Raw genomic sequence first — 23,263 nt, forward strand, 5'->3', positions numbered from 1 at the left:
AAGGTTGACGTTTGAAAATCGAGACGAAAAAAGAGCTTTTTACCAATGCGCTCTATCTGGAGAGCGGGCGGATTCTCGAGCCGTACGAACTGGTGTATGAAACCTACGGTGAACTGGACGAAGAGAAGAGCAACGCCATCCTCGTCACCCACGCGCTGAGCGGAAGCCACCATGCGGCGGGACTTTATGAAGGAGACAGAAAGCCGGGATGGTGGGACGGTCTCATCGGTGACGGCAAAGCGATCGATACGACGAAATTTTTCGTCATCTGTGTCAACGTGATCGGAAGCTGCTACGGTTCGACCGGTCCGATGTCGCAGATGTATCCCCATGAAGAGCGCTATCGGCTCCGGTTTCCCGTCGTGACTGTCAAAGACATGGTCAAAGCCCAACGGATACTGCTGGACCGCCTCGGTATTGACAGACTCCATGCCATCGTCGGTGGATCGATGGGGGGTATGCAGGCACTCCGCTTTGCCGTGGAATATCCGGGATTGACGAAACATACCATCGCCATGGCCGCCACCTACGCCACCCGTCCCTGGGTCATCGCCTTCAACAAAGTCGTTCAAGAGGCGATTGTCAAAGATCCCAAATTCAAAAACGGCAACTACGATCCGAAAGATTTTGCAGAAGAGGGATTCACGGGGCTCGCCGTGGGAAGAATGGCGGGGCACATCAGTTACCTGAGTCCCGAATCGATGGACAGGAAATTCGGCCGCAGCTACGTAGAGACCGACGGTCTTTTCGAACTTTTCGGAAAGTTCCAGATCGAGCGCTATCTGGAGTACAACGGATACGGCTTCAGCAAATGGTTCGACCCCCTCAGTTATCTCTACATTACCAAGGCGATCAACATTTTCGACATCTCCCGGGGCTACGATACCCTCGCCGATGCGCTGAAACGTATCAGAACGGATCTGCACCTGATCGCCTTCAAACGGGACCTCCTTTTCATGCCCGGCGAGATGCAGGAGATTCAGACCGTGATGAATGCCCAGGGACAGGCAGGCCTGGTGAACTACTACGAAGTGGACAGCGATTACGGCCACGACGCTTTTTTGGTGGAACTGGACAAATTTTCCGATTACGTCGCGGACGTCATCGGCAAGCAGTGAACAGTGAAGGAAAATAGAAAAAACGACTATCTCTCTGTTTGCCGTTCACCACTGACAATCCAAAAAGGAAGAAGATGGAAAAGACACAGGATTTCGAAGCCAAAATCGAGGCGGCGAAGAAGATTATGGAGCAGTTGATGGATCCGGAGATTCCGCTGGAGACGAGTGTCAAACTCTACAAAGAGGGGATGGCTCTGTTGAAAGAGGCGGGTGAGATTTTGGAAAACGCCAAGATCGAGGTGGAGACGATCGAAAAAGAGCAAAGCGACGAAGAGGTTCCGCTATGATCAATGTAGCAGCTTTGCAAATGCCCACCCAGGGAATGGATCCAAAAGCGTTGGAACAGTACTTCAAAACGGCGAAAACAAAGGAGGCGACACTCATACTTCTGGGTGAATATGTGCTCAACCACTTCTTCAAAGAGCTGGAAACGATGCCTGTGAATATGATCAAAGATCAGAGCGATCACCATCTGGCAATGATCAAGGAGCTGAGCAGAAAATACGGAATGGTCGTGGTGGCACCGCTGGTGCTGGTAAAAAACAGAAAATGCTACAAGACGATCGTCAAAGTCACACCCAAAAGCACCCATACCTATCATCAGCAGATACTCATCGAGTATGGGCACTGGAATGAAGCGAAATTCTTCGCCAACGAAGTGAAACCACTTGAAGACCCTCTGGTCTTTAACCACGAAGGAGTTCGTTTCGGGGTCATCGGCGGTTTCGAACTCCATTTCAACTGGTTCTTCGACCGTCTGGGCGCACGGGACGTGGATGTTCTGCTGTTGCCTACCGCCGCCACTTTCGAATCGCACAACCGATGGCGGGAGATTCTAAAGACTCGCGCTTTTTTGCACAATATCTACATTCTGCGTGCCAACCGTGTCGGAGAGTATCTGGACAAAGATATCAAATGGAAATTCTACGGCGATTCGATGCTGGTCACTCCAATGGGGGAAGTGGAAAACGTGCTGGAAGACAAAGAGTCTCTGATGGTCATAACGGTCGATCGCAAAGAGGTGCGCGAAGCCAAGCGGCTCTGGGGATTCGAAAAACAGCTGAAAAAAAGGGAAAAGTCGGGAAATTCGTGATGGAAGGATATGTACGATATTTCAATCGCCAGGTACTGCTATGGGGTGAGGAGACGCAGCGCTCCTTGCAGAAAAAAAAGATCGTTATCGTCGGCGCCGGCGGATTGGGAAGTTCACTTGCCATCGCACTGGGTGCGAGCGGTATCGGGGAGATCGACCTGGTCGATTTCGACGAGGTTTCCGAACACAATATCCATCGTCAGATCGCCTTCAAACTGGGAGATGAAGGAAAATACAAAGCGCAGGCCGCGGCGGAACTGGTAGAGAGCCGTTGCCCCTACGTAAAGGTACGGCCATTTGTCATGCATTTCGAAGAGTTCGCAAAACGGAAGCCGGCGTGTGATCTGATTCTCGATGCCACCGACAACCTTCCAAGCCGGGCCGAGATCGATGCCTATGCCAAATCGATTGGCGTGCCATGGGTCTACGGATCGGTCGAGGCATTCAACGGACAGGTCTGCTTCATCGACAAAAGCTCATTCGACGCTTTCAAAATCATGGATCGCGAACCGGCCGGCATCGCCGCCCCCATCGTCATGCATATCGCCTCTTTGCAGGCCAATCTGGCGCTGCGCTATCTGGCAAAAGAGAGCGTGAAAAAAGATCTCCTCTACTACCTTTACTTCAACGACGAAGGGGAACTGATTACCCAGAAATTCAAAATGCCTGTATAATGATTCCAACATAAATCCCGAAGGATACGTCCATGGCATTTCCCCGATTCCCCTCCGATTGCCATTCCCTGTTGTGCAAGTATCTGACACCGGAACTTTACAAAAGGCTCAAAGACAAAAAGAGCCGCTACGGCTTCACCCTCGAGCATCTCATCCGCTCCGGGGTCGCGAACCCTGACAGCAGCATAGGGGTATACGTTGGGGACGAAGAGAGTTACGACCTTTTCGCGCCGCTGCTTTATCCCATCATCCGGGAATACCACGGTGTCGACCTCCACGCCCCACACAGGAGCGATATGGACCCGGTCCATCTGGATATCGACAATCCCGACCCCCAGGGGCGCTTCATTCTCTCCACCCGCATTCGGGTGGGGCGCAACCTTCACTGCTTTCCTTTGGGACCAGCCATCGCCCAAAGAGAGAGGCTGATCGTGGAGTGTCTGGCTGTCGATGCCCTGAAAACTCTTAAAGGGGATCTGGCGGGAGCCTATTATCCGCTTTCGGGCATGGACGAGAAGACGAAACAGCGGCTCATCGAAGACCATTTCCTATTCAAAGAGGGGGACCGTTTTCTCGAGGCCGCCGGGCTCAACCGGGACTGGCCCGAAGGTCGTGGCATCTTCCACAACGAAGAGAAAACTTTTCTAGCCTGGATCAACGAGGAGGATCAGTTCCGGATCATCTCCATGCAAAAGGGCGGGGATATTCAGATGGTCTTCGAGCGCCTCTCCCGCGCCGTGAGAAGTTTGCAGCAGCGCCTTACCTTCGCCTACAGCGATCGACTGGGTTACATTACCAGCTGCCCGACCAATCTGGGAACCGCCATGCGGTCCAGCGTCCATATCAGGCTTCCAGAACTCGGCCGTGACCGAAAAACTTTCGAATCGATCGCTAAAAAGTTTCATCTGCAAATACGCGGCATACATGGCGAGCACAGCGAAAGCGAAGGCGGTGTCTACGACATCAGCAACCGTCGGCGCCTTGGTGTCACGGAAGTCGAAGCGGTCAAAGAGATGGCCAAAGGGGTGAAGGCGCTGATTGAAGAGGAGACGCGAAGAGGCGCATAGAAAAATGCGCCCCGATTAGACCATCATGCCTTTGATGATATAGAAGATGACCGCTGCGACCACGGCAGCGGCGGGAACGGTGATGAGCCATGCCGCGACGATTTTCTGAACGGCCGCACGCTGGACGTATTTGGTTTTGTAGACATTCTTGAGCGCTTTGCTCTCTTTCTTGACCCGTTTTTCGTATTCGCCGATAAGTTCGAAAAGCTGGACGATGCGTTCGTAATCTTGCTGCGACTTTGTCTCTTTCGCCTCCAGGTTTTCGAGCTCTTTTTTGAACGCTTCGAGTTTGCTTTTGAGTTCTTCAAGCTTCTGTTTTTCCTCTTTGATGCGGTATTCGAGACGCTGGGTGCGGTCGAGCCATTCGCGCAGGAAACCGACGCCGAAGACGCCGCCCAGGGCGATGTGGGTGGAACTGACGGGAAGGCCGAGCTGCGAGGCGATGATGACGGTAATGGCCGCCGCCAGCGCGATGGAGAAAGCGCGAATCTGGTCCAGTTCGGTGATTTCGCTTCCGACGGTTTTGATCAGTTTCGGCCCATAAAGCGCAAGGCCCAGGGAGATGCCGATGGCGCCGATGACCATAACCCACAAAGGAATCGCCGCTTTGGTGGAGATGGTGGCATGCGCCAGAGCGTCGTAGATGCCCGCCAGGGGGCCGACGGCGTTGGCGACGTCGTTGGCGCCGTGGGCGAAACTGAGCAGTGCCGCTGCGAAGATGAGAGGAATGGTGAAGAGCCGGTTGACACTCTCCCGTTCGTTCGTGACGGTGTGCTCATATTTTTTTATGGCACCTTTGACCAGCAGGAAAATGACGGCGGCGCCGATCAGGCCGAAGCCGGCTGCGGCGGGAAAGCCGACCTTGATCATGTGTTTGAGGCCTTTTAAGACGACATAGGTGATAAAAGCCCAGCCCATGACCGCCACGTAGAGTGGCACCAGTTTCATGGCCGCCTCTTTGGTCTGTTCTTTGTATATGATGGTCTTTTTGATGGCGTAGAGGAAAGCGGCGGCGATGAGCCCGCCCAGAATAGGCGAGATGACCCAGCTCGCTGCGATTTTGCCCATGGTGCCCCAGTGCACGATGGCAAAGGTTCCGCCGGCGGCGATGCCACCCCCCATGACGCCTCCGACAATGGAGTGGGTCGTGGAGACCGGAGCTTTAAGCCAGGTGGCCAGGTTGAGCCAAAGCGCTGCTGCAAGGAGTGCCGCTGTCATGGCCCAGACGAAATATTCCGGGTGCGTGAATGCCGCCGGATCGATGATGCCTTTTTTTATGGTTCCGGTGACATCGGCCCCGGCGATAAGCGCCCCGGCCGATTCGAAAACCGCCGCGATGATGATGGCACCCATCATTGTCAGCGCTTTGGAACCGACAGCCGGCCCGACGTTGTTGGCGACATCGTTGGCACCGATATTCATCGCCATGTACGCGCCAAAGACCGCCGCCACGGCCAGAAACGGGTTGCCGGGAATCTTGTTCCATGTGGCGATCAGGACGATCGCCATGAAAATGAGTGAGAGACCCAGGCGCAAAAAATCGCCCCGACTTTTCTTTTCCGCCTTTTTCTGCATTTTTGCGAAAGTTTTTATTTCCATAACGTCGCCTTATTCGGAAGTTTTAAATGGTAACAAAGTGATCATTAAATTACTCATAGACGATGCAGTGCATTGAGTGCAATTACCAATGCACTTCGGTCGTCAACATATATTTGGTCCGATCGACTTTTTTGGGTGCATCATTGTCCGTATCATCGATATCGAAGACGTTGACGATAAACTTGACATTTTTGTTGTAGGTATAGGCCGCTCCGGCGATGATCTGGTTACGGGTGAGATCTTTTTCGCTGTATTCGAAATCGTCATAGCGTGCGAAGATGGACCACTTTTCCGCAGGCCGGAACTCTCCGTTGATCGTCCAACCGTTATGGGTGTCGTCATCGTCGTAGTTTTTATAATTGACAAACATCCCGGCGACCAGGAACATGGGTTGGTTGTAAACCGCGTGCAGTGCGTACCAGTCATACCGCTTCTGATTGTTGATCTGTCCGGTAAAGGAGACGTCGAAGTATTCGTCTTCCGTGGCGTGGACATGTTTCTTGCCCGTACCGAGAAGATTGGCGGTCAGGCGCCATTCGTAGGACATGTCGGTATCGGTGTGAGGATGGTGGTATCCGGCGCCGTTGAAAACGCCGAGTTCGGAACTGAAGTAGTCCATTTTCGTTTTGAAATTGATCCCCAGGTCTGCCGAATCAGTCAGATGGGCGCCTTCGCCCTCTTCGATGAAAGTTTTGGCGACGGAGCGGTAGAGCCAGCCGTGGTGCTCTTCCCAGTCGATCCAGGGGCGATGCACCTGGCCGAATTCCACACCGGTGGCGGGGATGTACTCTTTGAGATTTAGATAGATGTAGGCGTATTTCAGGCGTACCAGCCAGCTTCCGTCGCTGTCTTGAAACGTATCGAGCGTGGTGCGCATGTAATCGGTGTCGTTCCAGTAGGCTTTGACCTGGAAGTAGTTGCGGCGGGTTTCGAATTTGCCCGTGTCCTTGTCGGCGCCGGTATGGTCATCGGTATAGGTATACCCCAGATAATGGGTGCCGCTGAATTTGAGCGTCGGTACACCCGATTTCACTTTGACGCCGAGAGATTTTTTGACGGCCTGTTCGATCACTTTGTCATTTTGTTTTTTCAGTTCCTCCTCACTGACAAAGTTGCCGAGCTTGATGCGGTTTGGGCCCGGTTTGGTGTAGATGGCGCCCGTTTGGGTGTCCTGATAGAGTGTGATGGAAGCGCTGAGCGCAGTAGCGAGAGCAGATGCCGTGGCCAATGAAAAAAGCGTCTTCTTCATTCGATCGATCCTTCTATATGTTTATACAGTGTGTATTGTATGACATTTTGGATACAATTTGGATACAAAATCAATAACCGGTATTACGCAGAATATGGAAGGGAACAAAGGATCTGTTTTTGGCGCTGATAGTCGTCATCGAAAATGAACGGGATCTGCTCGAACTTCTCGAGTATCATCTGATGAAGGAAGGGTATGATGTCTTCGCTTCCATTTCGACACAGGCGGTCGAAAGACTTCTTAAAGAGGAGATGCCCGATCTGATGATCGTGGACAGAAACCTTTCCGGCGAAGAGGGAAGTGAATTTGTTGCGAAATTGCGCAGTGAAGGGATCGACGTGCCGGTTGTTTTCCTGACTGCCAAAGCTTCGCAACGCGATATCGAAGAGGGATTCGAGCGGGGAGCCGACGACTATGTGACAAAGCCGTTCAATTTCAGGGAGCTGATGCATCGCATCCGGGCGATTTTAAGACGCAGCAGACCGGAAGAGAGCGAAACGATCCGTTACCGTGACATCACAATCAAGCCCACACGGCATGAAGTTGCCATAGAAAACAGGAAGATCGATTTGACCCGACTCGAGTACAACCTGCTTATGGAACTGATCAAAAACAAGAGCAGGGTAATGAGCCGCGAAGAGCTGTTCGATCGTGTCTGGGGAGGGGAAGGGGCCTACAAGGGCAAGACGGTCAATGTGGCGATCAATCGCCTCAAAGAGAAGATCGACCCCGACAAGAGCAAACACTACATCCGATCGGTTCGGGGCGTGGGGTACCAGATGTGCTGAACCGTTATCTCAAACTCTCCCAGATATTTTTCATCAATTTCATTCTGCTTTTAGGCGGGGTGATGAGCGTCGCGACGTTTGTGATCTACTACTCCATCCAGCAGATCGAAATCGAACAGTACACCAATCAGCTCAAAAGTGAAATCGCCTATGTGAGTCTGCAGCAGGACAAAGGAAAAACCCTGGAGCAGGCCGCAAAAGAGATGAGTGAGATTATGGGGCGCCCGCTTCGTGTCACGCTGATTGCCATGGACGGAACACCGCTTTTTGATAACGAAGCCGATACGAAAAAGATGGCAAACCATGCGAATCGTCCAGAAGTGAAAGAGGCAAAAAGAGAAGGATTCGGTATAGCGGTGCGCTACTCCGAAACTATCGGAAACGACCGTATCTATGCCGCCAAAGTCATAAAGTGGCACGGCAAGCCTGCTATTTTACGCCTTTCGGTGGCGCTCGATACCGTTATGAGCGATTTTGGAACGCTGTGGGTTCGCATCGCGTTCGTTTTTTTCGTGGCGCTGATGGCCGGATTGTACATGAGCTGGATGATACGGTGGCGTATCGATGAGGAACTGGAAAAAATCACCGATTATCTGCAGCATCTGGCGGACAAAAAGTATGGTGCGAGGTTTCTGCCCGGCTTTACGGCGGAGTTTCGCACCATCGGAAAACTGCTCAAAAAGCTTTCCAAACGGCTGGAAAAGAATGAAAGGAAACGCCGAAAATATACGGCCAAACTCCGCTTGATCGGCAAACAGCGCAGCGATATCATTTCGGCCATCGGACATGAATTCAAGAATCCGGTGGCGGCGATTATGGGATACACCGAGACGCTTCTGGGAGATCCCGATCTCTCTTTGCAGATGCGCAAAAAATTTCTTGAACGGATTGAACAAAACAGCCGGAGAATCATCGAAATGATTGACCGTCTCGCTTTCGTGACCCGTCTTGAAAACAGTGAAATCGAACCCAGGATGAGCAGATTCGATTTCGAAGAACTGGTCAAGGATGTCGCCGCCGCGCTGGAGCAGAAATATGCCGGCAGACATATCCGCATCAAAAGCGCTCCCGTCACGGTGTTTGCCGACAGGACGATGATGGAGATGGCTGTTAGCAACCTGATGGACAACGCCCTAAAATACTCCCAAGACGATATCGTCGTCGATGTAAACGAAAAGGAGTTCTGCATCGCCGACAGGGGCCAAGGCATAGCAAAGAAGGAGATTGCGGAAATAACAAAGAAGTTTTATCGTGTGGACAAAAACAGCTGGGACAACTCCATGGGATTGGGGCTGGCCATCGTCACCTATATTCTCAGGCTGCACCACAGCTTTTTGAGGATCGAGTCCGATCCCGGTGTGGGAACACACATCTGTTTCGATATTCCCTCGATCTGCGACATCAAAAAAAATGAACGCTCTCGCAAATTTGTTTGAAACAATGGAAAACTATCGATCCAAAAGTCTCTGATATAAGAAAAATTTCTACAAAAAACTCCTTTTTTAAGTTTCCGTTAATTCTATAACTATAAACTGAAGTTGTAAACAATTGGCTGTTGTATCGGTGAATTTGATTCTGTTATCAGGTTCATTAGGGCGGCTAATACCAAGGAGGAGTCATGAAGCTCGGATTTCTGGTAGATCTCTCTCTTTGCATGGGATGCAAAGGGTGCGAGGTCTCTTGTAAAGTGGAAAATGAAGTGCCCATCGGAATGTGGCGCCTACGGGTCAAGTACGTGGATGTGGGAACGTTTCCCGAAGCGAAGCGGACCTTCACGCCGCTGCGCTGCAACCATTGTGAAAGCGCTCCCTGTGAGCGTATCTGTCCCGTCAGCGCGCTGCACTATCTTGAAAACGGCATCGTCAATGTCGACAAAGAGCGCTGCATCGGCTGTGCCGGCTGTGTCATGGCCTGTCCCTACGGTGCCATCTACATCGATCCGGAAACCAATTCGGCCGACAAGTGCACCTACTGCGCGCACCGAGTTGCTGGCGGCATGATGCCCGCCTGTGTCGTCGCCTGTCCTGTGGAAGCGAACATCTTCGGCGACCTGGACGACCCGACCAGCAACATCAGCAAGTACATCATGGAGCATCAGGGCGATGTGAAGGTGCGCAAACCCGAAAAGAACACGCATCCGAAACATTTCTACGTCGGCGGCGGCGAGGTCAACCTCAATCCGCTGGCCAGCGAGCGTATCGAAGGGTACAACCTCTTCAACAAAATTACGCACCTGAAACACATAGGAGGTCACTAAGATGGTTGAACATGCACATGCCGCAACCCAGGCGGTGGTGACACTGGACGTCGCACTTCCCGGCATCGTATGGGGATGGATGATTACACTCAATATGTGGGCCAAGAGTATCGGTACCGGCGTCATTCTTGTCGGGGTCTATCTTCTGAAAAAGTATGGAGACCGGGTAGCCAGCGTCAAAACGTCCATGCCGGTTGTTTCGTTTATCTTTTTGAACATCTTCCTGCTTTTTACACTGCTCGATCTGCACCATCCGTTCAGGATGCTCAACATTTTCCTGCATCCGCACTGGACATCGGCCATTACCGTGGGTGCCTGGCTGGCGACCATCCTGACCGGTATCATCTTCGTGATGGCAGCCGGAAGACTCCTGCACAAACTGGATGACGAACCGTTCAACAGACTGATGTGGGCCGCCTTCATTTTCGCCATTCCGGTTACCCTCTATACAGCAACTATCTTGGGTGAAGCAGCGGCACGCGAACTGTGGCAGACACCCACCGAACTTTTTCAGATGGCGATGGCCGCGTTTATCGGCGGCTCTGCAACCTATCTGATTCTCGGTGTCGGCGACCAGAATGTCAAGCGTGATCTCGGTATCGTTCTGGCTGTGAGTGCGTCTTTGTCTCTAATCGTCTATCTTGGTGAATACTATTTCGGTGCCATGAAAGCGGAAGAGGTTGCCGCGACGATTGCATTCGTCAAAGAGGGTGGTGCCTACCATACAATGTTCTGGGTCGGCCAGACACTCGGCTATATTCTTCCGATTGTACTGGTCATTTTCGGGCTCAGGACCAAAAGCAGCAGTCTTCTTGCGTTGGCGTCGGTTCTGGCCTTGGCGGGGCTCTGGATCGCCAAACATGTATGGCTGGTCATTCCGCAGCTGATGAATCTTAGCTAAGACAGGAGAAAAAGATGATAAACGAAAGCAGACGAACATTTTTAAAGGGTGCGGCATTCACTGTGGCCGGAGCTTCTCTGGCGACAGGTGTATTCGAAAGCGTCGTGGAAGCGGCAGAAGAGAGCAGTGCCGAATTTACCAATACACCCGACCATCTCGATTTCTATCCGCCGCTGGAGAAATGGGACAGCTTCCGCGAACTCGACGGCGACGACTGGAAACGGGGCGGTATCAACCGTCACGGTGTCCGCAGCGAAAAGAATCCCGACGGTATCGAAGTACACGATTACACCATCGTTCCGTGTGTCTGCTCCAACTGTGAAGCGGGCTGCGGTCTGACGGCGTGGGTCGACAAGAAGACAATGACGGTCCGCAAATACATGGGCAACCCGCTGCACAGCGGAAGCCGGGGACGAAACTGTGCCAAAGGGTATGCCGCCGAAAGTCAGATGTACGATCCCGACCGCATTCCCTTTCCGATCAAACGCGCGCCCGGTTCCAAGCGCGGGGAAGGCAAATGGGTCCGCATATCATGGGACGATGCGCTCAAAGAGATCGGCAAGAAGATGCACGAGACTCTCAAAGCGGGAGACGAGATGAGTAAAAAGCTCATCATGTACCATGTTGGCCGACCAAACGAAAACGGATTCAGCGGACGTGTGCCCCATACGATGGGTCTCGACGGGTTCGACTCACACACCAACATCTGTTCCGCCGGCGCGCGGGAAGGTTCCATTCAATGGGCCAACGACGACCGTAACTCACCCGACTGGGCCAACGCGGAGCTCATTTTCCTGCAAAGCTCCCACGCGGCGGATGCGGGTCACTATTTTCAGCAGAGTGCCGGCCTCATCGCCGATGCGAGAAAGAAAGGGGCGAAGATGGTCGTTATGGATCCCCGCCTCTCCAACTCCGCCGGTATCGCCGACCTTTGGATTCCGGTATGGCCCGGAACCGAAACGGCCCTCTATCTCTACCTTGCCAACCGCGTCCTGAACGAAAAAGACAAAAACGGCGACGATTACGTCGATCATGAATTCGTCAGAAACTGGATCAATTGGGACCGCCTGATGGCGAACAAAGAGTATCTGAAGTTCATGGTCACCAAAGGGTACATCTCCAAAATGCCCGAAGATGAGAGCTACGAAAGCTTCATCGAAATCATGAAAGAGCTCTATGCACCCTATACCAAAGAGTATGTGGTCAAAGAGTGCCGTATGGAGGGCTTTGAGTACAAACTCGACGAACTTTTTGAAATGTTCATCGATGCCGGCCCGCGTGTCGCCACCTATCTCTGGCGTGCCGGCCCAATCGCCCACCGCGGTGGATGGATGATCACACGCTCCGGCTTCCTGCCGCTGGCACTTCGCGGTGCCCTGCGCGGCGATATCGGCGGCGTAAGCTGGCACCACTGGCACGAAATCTCCGTCGGAGGCAAAGGGGACAAAGCGACGGTGGCTGGCAAAAAACCGCCGAAAGTCGATGTCTGGAACGAACTGGCGTGGCCGCCGGAGTATCCGCTCAGCACGTATGAGATGAGCATGCTTCTGCCTCACCTCCTGATGGATGAAGAGTGGCAGAACAAATGGCGTGCCAAGGGGCTCAACGTCCCGACCAAACTGGCGGTATGGATTCCGCGGATGTACAACCCGGTATGGATCAACCCGGACGGTTTCCGTTGGATCGAAGCGCTCAAGGATGAGAGTAAATTCGAGATGACCTTCAACCTCTCTCCGACCTGGAGCGAAACCAACTGGTACTGCGACTATGTTCTGCCCGTCGGTCTGGCGGGTGAACGTCACGACCAGCAGTCCGCGCCCACCAAGCCCGAGCGCTGGACCGCCTTCCGCCAGCCGGTTCTGCGTGTCGCGATGGAGAAGATGGGATGGAAGCCGAAAGTTCCCTACCGTGGAACCTTGGAAGCCCATATGAAAGCGGGCCTGGGCGAAGTGTGGGAAGAGAACGAATTCTTTGCCGAACTGCTCTGCCTGCATGTCGATCCGGATGGCAGTCTGGGTGTTCGCCAGTACTGGGAGAGCGCCAAGCATCCCGGTCAACCCGTCACCGTCAAAGAGTATTACAACGCGGCGTTCGAACTGCTGCCCAAACTCCGTAAGGCGGCCCATGCGGCGTATCCGAACAGCGAATATCCGTGCTATGAATTCATGCGCGATCGCGGTGCCTGGACCGAGACGACCAATGTTTACAAACCGCAGGAAGAGGAGCTTCATTTCGACGGCACCTACTATCACGCCCATGGCCACAAGTATCATGAAGCGGATGTGGAGAAAGACCAGTTCGGCGTCCTCTGGATCACGGATCATGAAGGTCGCAAGCGCTCCATCGGTGTCGAAGTGGATGGCAAGCTCTACCACGGTTTCCACACGCCCGACAAGAAACTCGACCTCTTCTGTGAGTGGCTGATCGACTGGAAATGGCCCGAATATGCCCTGCCGATCTATCCCCGTAACGAGCGTGAGTACGACAAGATGATCCACATCATCTCTCAGGTACACCATCGATACATGAAGGCAGATAATGAATTCGCTCTGAACACGGTTTACCGTTTGCCGTACAACATTCATACCCGTTCGGTCAACTCCAAACACCTGATGGAGATCAGCCAGAACCACAACCCGGTCTGGATCAATACCAAAGATGCCGAGCGTCTGGGAATCAAACGGGGCGACGCCATCAAAGTCCGCATTGTCGATACGGTAAGCAACCTCGAGAGTGGTTACTTTATCGCTATGGCGGTACCGACCGAAGGCACGATGCCCGGCGTGCTTGCGTGCAGCCATCATGCTGGCCGCTGGAAACTGAAAAATGCTGTCGAGATTCCTGGCTTCAAACATGCCTTGGGGGTCATGGGCGTCGGTGCGCCACTGTATGAAATGACAATGGATGGCAAAGTCGGAACGCTCAAACCCAAAGAAGGGATCGACAAAGGACTTAATGAGCGTAGGAAGACATGGCGCTTCAAAGAGTTCAACAAAGACCTCGACAACATCTGGTGGGACGGCCTCAGCGGTTCCTGGCAGAATGCCGTCGCGCCGGTCCATCCCGACCCGATCGCGGGCAACCATGCATGGCATCAGAAGGTCATCATCGAAAAAGCGGGCAAAGACGACAAGATCGGCGATATCTGGGTCAATTACGAAAACAACTTTAAGACCTACAAGGCTTGGAGAGACGAACTGACCCGTCCGCTCGATGAAAATGACAAAGAGCGACGGCCCTTCTGGATCAAGCGCCCGGTCGTGCCTCTGAGCAAAAAAGCCTACACCGTCAACATCAAGAAGATGTAACCCTCACCGCAAAGCGGGGCGTAAGCCCCGTGCGGTATAATTTCCTAATAGTGGGAAGTGAGAAGTGGGAAGTTCTTTGTCTCCCCACTTCTCACTCCTCACTTTGAACTTTCCTAAATTCCCACAAGATAAAAAGGTATTTGATGAACGACGTTTTGACCAAACAATTGGCGCGTATCAATCTCTATGCATTGATCTCCAGAATTCTGATGAAAGAGGTCGACGAAGATTTTCTGGAGAAATTCGAAGGCGATGAGATGATTCTCTCTTTTTTCCCCAACTATCAGACGTGGGAGAAGAGAAAGGAGATTGATCATAAGCGACTGCTGGAGCAGTTTTTGAATGTCGATTTCACCAATCTGTTCGTCCTGCATATGATCCCCTACGAATCCTTCTACCGACGGGACGACCAGATGTTGGAGACCGGAGGGAGCAACCCGGTGCTGCAGTTTTATAACGAATACGACTTCCGTGCCCAGCTCGACGTCGCCCGTGCCGTCAGCCCAGATCATATCGGCATCGAACTGGAATTCATGTACATGCTCGCCTCTTCGGAGTATAAAGCACTCGAAAACGAAGATGTCAAAGCGGCCTGTGAAATCGCGAAAATCGAAAGAGATTTTCTCAAAGAGCATCTGCTGGAGTGGGCACCGATGTTTTTGATGAACATGAAAGCGGAAGCCGGCACGCCTTTTTACTTCGATGCCGCTTCCCTGGCCCTGGAGTTCATGCTCAGCGATTACGAATACCTGAACGAACTGATCGGCGAAGAGGGATGTAACTACCGGGCATGAGTACACTGATTTTCGATACGGCACGCTGCGTCAGGAGTGTCACCAAATTTTCCGAATGTACCAAGTGCGCCGACATCTGCCCTGTCGAGACGATGACGATCGCCGAGAACAACCTCCCCGCCTTCGTCCCCTCCGCCTGCGTTGACTGCGGCGGTTGTCTGGGGGTCTGCCCAACGGAGAGTTTCACGCTCAAAGATTTCGACCCCACCGAATTCTTCTTCGAATTCGCCGCCGAACCCTCACCTCTCATCTCCTGCCGCATCAACGTCCCTTGTATCATGGCACTCTCCACCGAGCACCTGATCTCCCTGGCACTGGTGAAAGAAAAACCTCTTATTCTCGATATCGGCCATTGCCACACCTGCCCCTACAAAGAGCCCCTGTACGCCAACATTTTAAAAAGCGTGGAAGAGGCCAACTATCTGCTGGAAGCCATAGAGAGCGGCAAGAAGATCGAAGTGGAGGCCATCGCCGCGCAGGAGCAGGGGATGGACGAAAACGTGGACCAGAGCGACCGGCGCGCTTTTTTGGAGAGGCTCTCGCTCAAAGGGGCGATCCAGTCGAAAGTACAGTTCGAGGAGCTGGTGGAGGGGGCCAGCGACGAGATGCGCGAACACGCTTTAGGGTTGGCCGAAATCGCCCGGATTAGGCAAAAAGAGCTTCCCGACAAACGGAAGATTCTCTTTACGGCACTCAAACGCGCCCCCAAGCCGCAGCAGTACCATACGATCGCCGAAGAGGATATCTCTTTCGCTTCCCAGAAATTTATCGATATGCAGACTTGCACCAACTGCCAGATGTGCTACCGCATCTGTCCCACCGGGGCGCTCAGCTCCGACGCGAAGAACAGCAAAATCTTTTTCGACGCGATGATGTGCGTCAAATGCCGGGCCTGCCATGACACCTGCGAACCCGACAGCCTGAAGCTGCAGCCCACCTTCGAACTGAAAGAGTTTTTCGAACCGACCCAGCGCCTTTTGGCGGCCTTCAAACTGGTTCGTTGCGACGAGTGCGGTGTTCATTTCACTTCGGTCCGGGGCGAACGGGTCTGTCCCCGATGCGCGGTGGAAGAGGAAGAGGCCATGGAACTCTGGGGGCTGGAAGAAAAACCCGACGGAAGCATCTGGTTTGTCGAAGAGGATAAGACATCGGAGGATAAAATATGATTGACGAAGGCATCCTTTCCAAAGAGAGTCGGCTGATCGCGCTTTATGGGGTCAATGCCCAATCCTCCTCCTTCCTGCAAGTTTTGAACCGGACTTTCAAAAACCTGGGACTCAACGATTTCGCCATCGGCCTCAACATCAAACCGGACGATTTCGCCTATATGGTCAAGGGCATGCCCAACTCCAAAGTGACGATGGCCCTCTACGAGCCGGAGTACCAGGAGGAGGTAGAGCCCCTGCTGGACCTGCGGGATAGCTGTACGCAAAGAAGCGGTCTTTGCGACGGGGCGCAGGCGGTTGACGGCAAACTGGCGGGTGTCTGCTTCTACCCCGAAAGTTTCGAACGGATGGCGGCGTGCGAGGGGGTCGATTTTCGGGGCAAGCGGCTGCTGCTCCTGGGGGGCGGTGCGGTGACCCGTGCGCTTTTGCCCCTCTTAGGAACGCTTGGCGTGGCATTTATCGAAGTGGCCGACGAGACGGTGGAGCGGGCTGCGGAGGCTCTGGAGGGCGCGAAAGAGGCGCTTTTTGGCGTGGAGACCGACATCGCCCGTTTTCAGCGGGGGATGGCGGTCGAGGCCGGCCGCTACGACATCGTCGTCAATGCGGTGGACAGATACGCCCATGAGGGGGTGAAACTGCTGGAAATGGAAGGCGAGGGTGCGCACCTGACCCTCATCGATTTGGTCCGGGGCAAAAGCGCCTTTGACACCCTGGCCGCTAAACTTAAATGCCGGAAAATTGGCGGCGAGCAGTTCATGCACGCCCAGGCGCTGAGTGTCGCGAAAAAGTGGCTGGGCGCCGAGATTTCATGTGACGACTACAACAACTAAAAACTAAAAACTAAATGTTGTGGATGGTCGCTTCGCTCCCTTTTACTTTAATAATTGGCCGCGAAGCGGCATACCGAAGTTTTTAGTTGAAAAGGAATAAAATGGAAGATTTGAGGAAAGAGTTCGAAAACTATCTTCAGGATCGCTGCGTTACTAGCGAGTGTGAAACGGAGGAGGACAATTACGACTATCCCGACTATGTGGAGGCGATCAACGCCGAACTGATGCCCCCTTCCAAAAGCGGAGTCTACATCAGCCGGTGGGATTTGAAAATGGTGGGAGATGCCATCGACGCCTCCATCGCCATGGATGCCAGGGCGCGGATGTTCAAAATGCTGATGCGCTCGGTGCACGATCGTGAGACGATGGGGCAGTTGTTGGGAGCCTTCAGCTCCCTGATCGACGCCAAGATCGAACCTTACCGGGAGATGATGGAAAACTATCCCGCTTCGAAAGAGATTTTTCAGGAGATGGTCGATAAAGCGGAGCATACCAAAGCTTATCTGGAAACGATTATCGAGACCTATTTCCCGCAAGAGCATGCTTAAGTAGTAAAGCACCACCCATGAAAGCTCAACGGGCTGCTAAAACGTCGGAATCCGATAGTCACGGATTTCATTGGAAAACTGCCCGTTCTTAACATCCATCTAAACTCCGAAATCAAAGATTTCAGAATGGAGTATATAAAAAATCTGTTACAATAGATACGTCCAATAACCCATGTCCACCATGGCTTGGCATGGGGTGTTGGATGCGCCCATAATTTAATGCTGGCAAAGGGAATGTATGCTTTGGAACAGATTGGTTATAGGGGGACTGGGAGTGCTTTTGCTTTTGGGCGGATGCGGCAAGGTTGAAACCAAAGAGGAGAGCGTGAAAACTTCTCCTATCAAGGTACGAGTCCATACCCTCAAAGCCGGGAGCTATCCGATATGGACCTATTTCACCGGCAAGACCGAAGCGGTTGACGCCGTCGATGTCGTGGCACGTGTGGGGGGCGAGCTGAGAGAAGTCCACTATACGCCCGGACATACCGTAAAGCGTGGCGAGAGCCTCTTTCAAATCGATCCCAGCGAATATAAAGCGAAATACGACCGTCTGCTGGCGGTACTTGAGAAAGATGAAGCCTCTTACAGGCTGGCCAAAGTGACATTCGAGAGGTATCGTCCGCTGGTTGAAGATCAGCTGGCACCCCAGGCCAAACTTGACGAACTCAACGCGTCACTTCATCAGTATCTATCTTTGCTCAAAGCCGATAAGGCCGTACTTGAAAATGCGGCGATTGAGCTGGGTTACTGCAATGTCGTAGCTCCCATCGATGGGGTGGCCGGACAGCCGGAAATAGTTGTGGGCAATTTCGTCAAACCCGGTACAGTGTTGACTCGAATCGTCAAAGACGGGCGTTTGTATGTACATTTCAATCCCTCGTTCGAAGAGGTCGCACTCATTAGACGTTACAGTGAGTCGCCCCTTCCGCCGGTTCGTATTTCGCTGCGTGGCATGATCGATCTTAACGCGACACTGAATGGGCGTGTCGATTTTATCGACAGTGAAACCGATCCAGAAACGGGAACCGTGGCGATGCGTGCCATTGTCGACAATCCCAAACGCCTCGTCTCTCCCGGTGCTTTTGTGAAAGTGGCGCTTTTTTTGGGACGCAAACCGTCGCTTATTGCCGTGCATCCCGACCAGATCTTTCATGATCAGAAGGGACAACATGTCTATGTCGTAGATGGCAGCAATCGTGTGCATGTACGTTATGTCCACCCCATTTTTGCCAACAGTGAGCTGGTTGTCGTCGGAAAAAAGGAGCTCAGGCCCGGGGAACGGGTCGTCGTGGATATCCCGATGGCGCTTACCGATGGTCTGATTGTAACGCCTGTAGAAACACCCAATCCGGTTCAGGTGAAGTAGGCGATGTTTTCTCTCTTTTTCATCCGTCGGCCGGTTGTGGCGAAAGTGATCTCCATACTGATCGTCCTGGTGGGTCTGATTGCCCTCAAAAATCTTCCCATCGCCCAATTTCCGCAGATCGTTCCACCGACAATCCAGGTACAGGCCCGCTATCCCGGAGGCAGTGCGGATGCGGTAGAAAAGCTTGTGACAACACCGATCGAAGAGCGTCTCAATGGTGCGGAAGGACTGGTTTACACGACTTCTACATCTGCTTCCGACGGCACCGCAACCATTAAGGCCTATTTCAAACTTGGAACCGATCTCGATACGGCGGCAGTCGACGTACAAAACCGTGTCGCACTGGCGATGCCTACATTGCCCGAAGAGGTCAAACGCCAGGGTGTCGTGACCAAAAAGCTCTCCTCTTCTGTGTTGGAGATCCTGGCGGTACGCTCCGATGATCCACTGCATGATGCGCTTTTTCTCTCCAACTTCGCCGCGCTCAACATTGTCGAAGAGCTCAAGCGTATCGACGGCGTGTCGGATGTGGTTATTTTCGGTGAACACAGGTACGCGATGCGAATCTGGCTCGATCCTGACAGGATGGCGGCACTGGGTGTGAGTGTCGACGAGGTCATCAACTCGATTCGGTCACAGAATCTTGAAGTATCACTGGGCAGTATCGGTGATATGGCCGCAAGCGACAAGAGCCGCTACCGTTATACACTGGTGGCAAAAACCCGCCTGGAAACTCCCAAAATGTTCGGGCGCATCATCATACGTCAAAATACCAATGGTACGAAAATACGCCTTCGGGACATTGCGCGCATAGAACTTGGGTCGGAAACCTACAGCTCTTCGGCTTATTTGAACAACAGACCCAGCGCCCAGCTGGGTATATTTCTGCTACCGGATGCCAATGCACTGAACGCGGCCGAAAAGATCGCGGAGACGATCAAACATCTTTCGGTACGCTTTCCGAAAGGTGTTCATGTCGAACCTACGTACGATACGACCAAATTTGTCAAAGCCTCGATCGAAGAGGTAGTGCAAACACTTTTCGAAGCACTGGTGTTGGTGCTTTTGGTCGTGTTCCTCTTTCTTCAGTCCCTGCGTGCGACAATCATCCCTGCCGTGGCGATCCCCGTATCGCTCGTCGGTACCTTCGCGGCGATGTATCTGACGGGATTTAGCATCAATACGCTGACGCTTTTTGGTTTGATCCTCGCCATTGGCATCGTCGTCGACGATGCGATTTTGGTGGTCGAAAACGTCGAGGCCAATCTTCAAAAGGATCCTTCATTAAGTATCAAAGACGCCACCGCCCGGGCGATGAAGGAGATATTCGCACCTGTGATCTCCACAACACTTGTCTTGCTGGCCGTTTTTGTCCCGGTCGCTCTCATTCCCGGTATATCCGGTGCGCTCTACCGGCAATTCGCGATGACGATCGCCTTTTCTGTGCTCATTTCGGCGATTGTCGCACTCACACTCTCGCCGGCACTTGCGGCGACGATTCTCAAACGTTCAACCGGAGAGAAAAACCGTTTTTTCCTTCTTTTTGATCGGGCATTGGAAGGATTGAAAAAAGGCTATCGCACGCTGCTGGGTTTCCTGATCCAACGCAAAGGTTGGGTGCTCGGTTTTTATGTTCTATTGCTGGCGGCGACGTGGTGGATTTTCAAGTCGGTACCTACGGGTTTTCTACCCGAAGAGGATCAGGGAGCGATCATCGCGGCAGTTTCCATGCAGCCGGGAACAACGCTTCAACGTTTGGAAAAGACAACAGCCAGGCTGGTCGAGAAGATCGAAAAGGTACCTGGAGTCAAAGAGGTGTCATCTATCAACGGCTACAGTACGGTTACAGGGGTGGGCGATTCGTCGGTAGGGACATTCTACATCATACTGGATGACTGGCAAAACCGTACAACATCGGAAACATCGATCGGCGCACTGATAAAAAAGATCGAAAAAATCGCCAAAGCAACCGTCCCCGAAGCCCAGGTGAAGCTCTTTTCTCCCCCTTCCATTCCGGGACTCTCCGCTGTCGGAGGCTTTGAAGTGAACTTGGAAAACAGCGGCGCTGTGCCGCTTGATCATTTTGAAAAAGAGGTGCGCGCATATATCGAGGCCCTAAACGCCGATGCGCGTATCGCTTCGGCCTATACGATGTTCAATGCCGACTATCCGCAGATCGAGGTCGATGTCGACCGCGACAAGACATATGCGTTAGGGATCGCTCTGAACGATCTGTTCGCGGTACTGCAGACCTATCTTAGTGCATACTACGTCAATGATTTCAACAAATTCGGAAAAACCTACCGTGTGCTTCTTCAGGCCGATCCGGCCTATCGCAACATCCAGAACGATATATCCGCCTTTTTCGTACGCAACCGCTATGGCAGGATGATACCACTCAGTACCGTCGTGGCACTGAATCGTTCCATCGGACCCAATGCCGTGACCCATTTCAACGGCTATCAGTCGATCGCCGTCAACGGTGTGCACAATGTGCCAAAAGGTTACAGTTCCGGCGACGCGCTGGCTGCCATTGAAGAGACGGCACAAAAGGTACTACCCAAAAACGTGGCGCTCGGATACGGCGGCATGACGCTTCAGGAAAAAGAGGCCGGCAACGCCGCAGCACCTATTTTCGCGCTATCGCTTTTCATTGTCTTTTTGGTGCTTTCGGCACAGTACGAAAGCTGGCTGACACCGCTGATGATCATGCTGCCAATTCCCGCGGTGATGTTCGGTGCGCTGGGGACAAATGTAATGGCGGGACTGATCAACGATATCTACACACAGATCGGGTTGGTGCTGCTGATCGGCATGGCAAGCAAGAACGCGATTTTGATCGTAGAGTTCGCCAAAGAGATGCACGAGGGGGGAATGGAGATTGTCGAGGCTGCCATTGAGGCTTCGATACTTCGGATGCGTGCGATTTTGATGACGGCATTCGCCTTTTTGCTGGGAATTTTGCCGCTGGTTTTCGCCTCCGGTGCGGGAGCGGCATCGAGGCGTTCCCTTGGTACGGCTGTGTTTGGAGGCATGGCAATGTCCACCTTGCTTACCTTTTTGCTTACCCCGGTGCTCTTTGTGGTACTGCAGAGTCTCAAAACACGCTTCTTGAAGGAGCGGGGATGAAATCTATCTATCGATTGTTCACCGGACTATTCACGGTGACTCTGTTGCATGCGGGAGTACACGTGGTCGATGTGGATGATCTCATAGAACTTGCACTCACCCACAGCCCGGACATCGACAGCAGCCGTTTCGATTTCGAAGCGGCAAAGGCGCGTGCGAAATATGCCGAAGGCTTCTATCTGCCGCGGATCGATCTGAGTGCCGAAGCGGGCGAACAAGAGAGCAAAATGATTGAGCACTCGACACAGAATGTCGATCTGTTTACCGGTACGATAGCCGCCTCCCAGCTTCTTTACGATTTTGGAAAAACTTCGGGAATTGTGGGAAGGAGTCGGGAAGAGACCCTGGCATTAAAAGCAAAGATGCAGCAAACCGTTTCGGACAAAATCTTCAAAATCAAAAAACTCTATTACGAAATTCTCAAAAGTCGACGCATCATCGAGGTGCAAAAGAAAAGTGTCGCGCTTCAGCGGCAGCAGCTCTATCGTGCGCAACGCTACCTCAAAGCGGGGATCAGGACCATTATTGATGTGACCGATGCCAAGGTCAGGCTTGCACAGGCACAACTGGATCTGAAAAATGCACGATACGCGCTGCAGACAAGACGAGCCGAGCTCGAAGAGGAGATTGGAGTCATTCCCCACGACGGCCACTATCGCCTTTATACGCCACAACTCCCGTTGCCGCACATAAGTGACAATCTTCCAAAATTGCAACATCCCCTCGAATGGTATGAAAGATTCGCCTATACACACAGATATCTTCTCGTGAGTTTGAAGCGGTACACAGAAAGTGCGAAGTTCGCTGTCGAAAGTGTGGAGGGTGAATATTATCCTACGCTTTCCCTTGAAGGCATCTATACGAAGCAGCATGTGGATGAAGATGTTAGAGAGATTACTCCTACCGATCAGGGGACGCTGGCCCTTCAGATGCGGTGGAATATTTTTGGTGGCTATCAGACCGCCGCAAAAATGGAAGAGGCGAAAGTCGGTGTGCTTAAGGCCGCGTCTCAGACAAAACGAATCAAGCTGGCGATCACACGGGAGGTAACTGAAAGCTACATCGCCATTCGCCGTGCCGAAGAGAGTATCAAGCTCTCGGAACGTATCTCGATATCCAGTAAAAAAAAGCTCGAGCAGGCGCAGAGGCGGTACGAGAACGACCTGGGCGACTATATTCAATTGCAAGAGGCACAGCAGGGTTACATCCAGGCTCTTTCAAATCTCGTCAACGACTATTACGACTATTTTATTGCACTTGCCCAGCTCGATCATGCCGCAGGCCGATAGAATCCATTCCGGGAAGAGCGCCAATATGCTATAATTAAACATGATTAACCGATCTCTTTTTGATAAAAAATACTGAAGGAATTCATC

The 23,263-nt window shown here is 52.6% G+C and carries 19 protein-coding genes; 17 read left to right on the plus strand and 2 right to left on the minus strand.

From position 1 onward, the window contains the following. Positions 1 to 11 precede the first annotated feature (11 nt). The 5 genes from metX to JMG82_RS11310 all read left to right on the plus strand — a co-directional run bounded on the left by metX (position 12) and on the right by JMG82_RS11310 (position 3,952). The gene (metX, locus tag JMG82_RS11290) at positions 12 to 1,118 is read left to right on the plus strand and encodes a homoserine O-acetyltransferase MetX (protein ID WP_201352830.1); all 1,107 of its coding nucleotides are present in this window, start codon (positions 12 to 14) and stop codon (positions 1,116 to 1,118) included. Between the two features lie 74 nt (positions 1,119 to 1,192). Next, positions 1,193 to 1,405, plus strand: a complete 213-nt coding sequence (gene xseB / locus JMG82_RS11295) for an exodeoxyribonuclease VII small subunit (RefSeq protein ID WP_201352831.1) — start codon at positions 1,193 to 1,195, stop codon at positions 1,403 to 1,405. Continuing rightward, entirely contained in the window at positions 1,402 to 2,211 is an 810-nt protein-coding gene (locus tag JMG82_RS11300; RefSeq protein ID WP_201352832.1) for a carbon-nitrogen hydrolase family protein, read from the plus strand. The genes xseB and JMG82_RS11300 overlap by 4 nt, the downstream gene beginning before the upstream one ends. After that, positions 2,211 to 2,885, plus strand: a complete 675-nt coding sequence (locus JMG82_RS11305) for a HesA/MoeB/ThiF family protein (RefSeq protein WP_201352833.1) — start codon at positions 2,211 to 2,213, stop codon at positions 2,883 to 2,885. Before JMG82_RS11300 ends, JMG82_RS11305 begins: the two co-directional genes overlap by 1 nt. Before the next feature lie 32 nt (positions 2,886 to 2,917). Continuing rightward, positions 2,918 to 3,952 (plus strand): phosphagen kinase, encoded by a 1,035-nt coding sequence (locus JMG82_RS11310; protein WP_201352834.1) that lies wholly within the window; start codon positions 2,918 to 2,920, stop codon positions 3,950 to 3,952. A gap of 15 nt (positions 3,953 to 3,967) precedes the next feature. On the opposite strand, the gene JMG82_RS11315 is transcribed toward JMG82_RS11310, so the two are convergent. Together JMG82_RS11315 and JMG82_RS11320 are read right to left on the minus strand one after the other, a co-directional pair. Further along, entirely contained in the window at positions 3,968 to 5,551 is a 1,584-nt protein-coding gene (locus JMG82_RS11315) for an inorganic phosphate transporter (protein ID WP_201352835.1), read from the minus strand. A gap of 82 nt (positions 5,552 to 5,633) precedes the next feature. After that, entirely contained in the window at positions 5,634 to 6,800 is a 1,167-nt protein-coding gene (locus tag JMG82_RS11320; RefSeq protein ID WP_201352836.1) for a hypothetical protein, read from the minus strand. 119 nt (positions 6,801 to 6,919) lie between these two features. On the opposite strand from JMG82_RS11320, the gene JMG82_RS11325 reads away from it, so the two are divergent. The 12 genes from JMG82_RS11325 (at position 6,920) to JMG82_RS11380 (ending at position 23,176) form a co-directional block, all read left to right on the plus strand. Beyond that, positions 6,920 to 7,588, plus strand: coding sequence for a response regulator transcription factor (locus JMG82_RS11325; RefSeq protein WP_346727041.1), 669 nt, complete (start codon positions 6,920 to 6,922; stop codon positions 7,586 to 7,588). Then, entirely contained in the window at positions 7,582 to 9,024 is a 1,443-nt protein-coding gene (locus JMG82_RS11330) for a sensor histidine kinase (RefSeq protein ID WP_201352837.1), read from the plus strand. The genes JMG82_RS11325 and JMG82_RS11330 overlap by 7 nt, the downstream gene beginning before the upstream one ends. 182 nt (positions 9,025 to 9,206) lie before the next feature. Further along, entirely contained in the window at positions 9,207 to 9,845 is a 639-nt protein-coding gene (locus tag JMG82_RS11335; RefSeq protein WP_201352838.1) for a 4Fe-4S dicluster domain-containing protein, read from the plus strand. Position 9,846: 1 nt separating this feature from the next. Next, positions 9,847 to 10,746: an NrfD/PsrC family molybdoenzyme membrane anchor subunit gene (nrfD, locus tag JMG82_RS11340; protein WP_201352839.1), complete on the plus strand. Its 900-nt coding sequence runs from the start codon at positions 9,847 to 9,849 to the stop codon at positions 10,744 to 10,746. A gap of 14 nt (positions 10,747 to 10,760) precedes the next feature. Beyond that, positions 10,761 to 14,054 carry a molybdopterin-dependent oxidoreductase gene (locus JMG82_RS11345; protein WP_201352840.1) on the plus strand — a complete coding sequence of 1,098 codons (3,294 nt, stop codon included), beginning with the start codon at positions 10,761 to 10,763 and terminating at the stop codon, positions 14,052 to 14,054. Positions 14,055 to 14,197: 143 nt separating this feature from the next. Beyond that, a complete protein-coding gene (locus JMG82_RS11350) occupies positions 14,198 to 14,848 on the plus strand; it encodes a TorD/DmsD family molecular chaperone (protein ID WP_236579140.1) in 651 nt (216 codons plus the stop codon). Continuing rightward, entirely contained in the window at positions 14,845 to 16,014 is a 1,170-nt protein-coding gene (locus JMG82_RS11355; RefSeq protein ID WP_201352841.1) for a 4Fe-4S binding protein, read from the plus strand. The genes JMG82_RS11350 and JMG82_RS11355 overlap by 4 nt, the downstream gene beginning before the upstream one ends. Then, the gene (locus tag JMG82_RS11360; protein WP_201352842.1) at positions 16,011 to 16,844 is read left to right on the plus strand and encodes a hypothetical protein; all 834 of its coding nucleotides are present in this window, start codon (positions 16,011 to 16,013) and stop codon (positions 16,842 to 16,844) included. Before JMG82_RS11355 ends, JMG82_RS11360 begins: the two co-directional genes overlap by 4 nt. A gap of 101 nt (positions 16,845 to 16,945) precedes the next feature. Then, on the plus strand, positions 16,946 to 17,392 hold the full coding sequence (locus tag JMG82_RS11365) for a hypothetical protein (protein WP_201352843.1): 447 nt from the start codon (positions 16,946 to 16,948) through the stop codon (positions 17,390 to 17,392). 238 nt (positions 17,393 to 17,630) lie between these two features. Then, on the plus strand, positions 17,631 to 18,758 hold the full coding sequence (locus tag JMG82_RS11370; protein WP_201352844.1) for an efflux RND transporter periplasmic adaptor subunit: 1,128 nt from the start codon (positions 17,631 to 17,633) through the stop codon (positions 18,756 to 18,758). 3 nt (positions 18,759 to 18,761) lie between these two features. Next, a complete protein-coding gene (locus JMG82_RS11375) occupies positions 18,762 to 21,887 on the plus strand; it encodes an efflux RND transporter permease subunit (protein ID WP_201352845.1) in 3,126 nt (1,041 codons plus the stop codon). Continuing rightward, positions 21,884 to 23,176, plus strand: coding sequence for a TolC family protein (locus JMG82_RS11380; RefSeq protein ID WP_201352846.1), 1,293 nt, complete (start codon positions 21,884 to 21,886; stop codon positions 23,174 to 23,176). Before JMG82_RS11375 ends, JMG82_RS11380 begins: the two co-directional genes overlap by 4 nt. The last annotated feature ends 87 nt before the right edge of the window (positions 23,177 to 23,263 follow it).

The sequence above is a fragment of the Hydrogenimonas urashimensis genome (genome assembly GCF_016593255.1).
GTDB lineage: Bacteria > Campylobacterota > Campylobacteria > Campylobacterales > Hydrogenimonadaceae > Hydrogenimonas > Hydrogenimonas urashimensis.

Excerpts from the sequence above, each read along its gene's own strand:
- JMG82_RS11300 (WP_201352832.1), top strand. The coding sequence starts at position 1,402 with ATGATCAATGTAGCAGCTTTGCAAATGCCCACCCAGGGAATGGATCCA.
- JMG82_RS11375 (WP_201352845.1), top strand. The coding sequence starts at position 18,762 with ATGTTTTCTCTCTTTTTCATCCGTCGGCCGGTTGTGGCGAAAGTGATC.
- JMG82_RS11380 (WP_201352846.1), top strand. The coding sequence starts at position 21,884 with ATGAAATCTATCTATCGATTGTTCACCGGACTATTCACGGTGACTCTG.
- JMG82_RS11305 (WP_201352833.1), top strand. The coding sequence starts at position 2,211 with ATGGAAGGATATGTACGATATTTCAATCGCCAGGTACTGCTATGGGGT.
- JMG82_RS11335 (WP_201352838.1), top strand. The coding sequence starts at position 9,207 with ATGAAGCTCGGATTTCTGGTAGATCTCTCTCTTTGCATGGGATGCAAA.
- JMG82_RS11370 (WP_201352844.1), top strand. The coding sequence starts at position 17,631 with ATGCTTTGGAACAGATTGGTTATAGGGGGACTGGGAGTGCTTTTGCTT.
- JMG82_RS11345 (WP_201352840.1), top strand. The coding sequence starts at position 10,761 with ATGATAAACGAAAGCAGACGAACATTTTTAAAGGGTGCGGCATTCACT.
- JMG82_RS11365 (WP_201352843.1), top strand. The coding sequence starts at position 16,946 with ATGGAAGATTTGAGGAAAGAGTTCGAAAACTATCTTCAGGATCGCTGC.
- JMG82_RS11310 (WP_201352834.1), top strand. The coding sequence starts at position 2,918 with ATGGCATTTCCCCGATTCCCCTCCGATTGCCATTCCCTGTTGTGCAAG.
- JMG82_RS11355 (WP_201352841.1), top strand. The coding sequence starts at position 14,845 with ATGAGTACACTGATTTTCGATACGGCACGCTGCGTCAGGAGTGTCACC.
- JMG82_RS11350 (WP_236579140.1), top strand. The coding sequence starts at position 14,198 with ATGAACGACGTTTTGACCAAACAATTGGCGCGTATCAATCTCTATGCA.
- JMG82_RS11320 (WP_201352836.1), bottom strand. The coding sequence starts at position 6,800 with ATGAAGAAGACGCTTTTTTCATTGGCCACGGCATCTGCTCTCGCTACT.
- JMG82_RS11315 (WP_201352835.1), bottom strand. The coding sequence starts at position 5,551 with ATGGAAATAAAAACTTTCGCAAAAATGCAGAAAAAGGCGGAAAAGAAA.
- JMG82_RS11360 (WP_201352842.1), top strand. The coding sequence starts at position 16,011 with ATGATTGACGAAGGCATCCTTTCCAAAGAGAGTCGGCTGATCGCGCTT.
- nrfD (WP_201352839.1), top strand. The coding sequence starts at position 9,847 with ATGGTTGAACATGCACATGCCGCAACCCAGGCGGTGGTGACACTGGAC.
- xseB (WP_201352831.1), top strand. The coding sequence starts at position 1,193 with ATGGAAAAGACACAGGATTTCGAAGCCAAAATCGAGGCGGCGAAGAAG.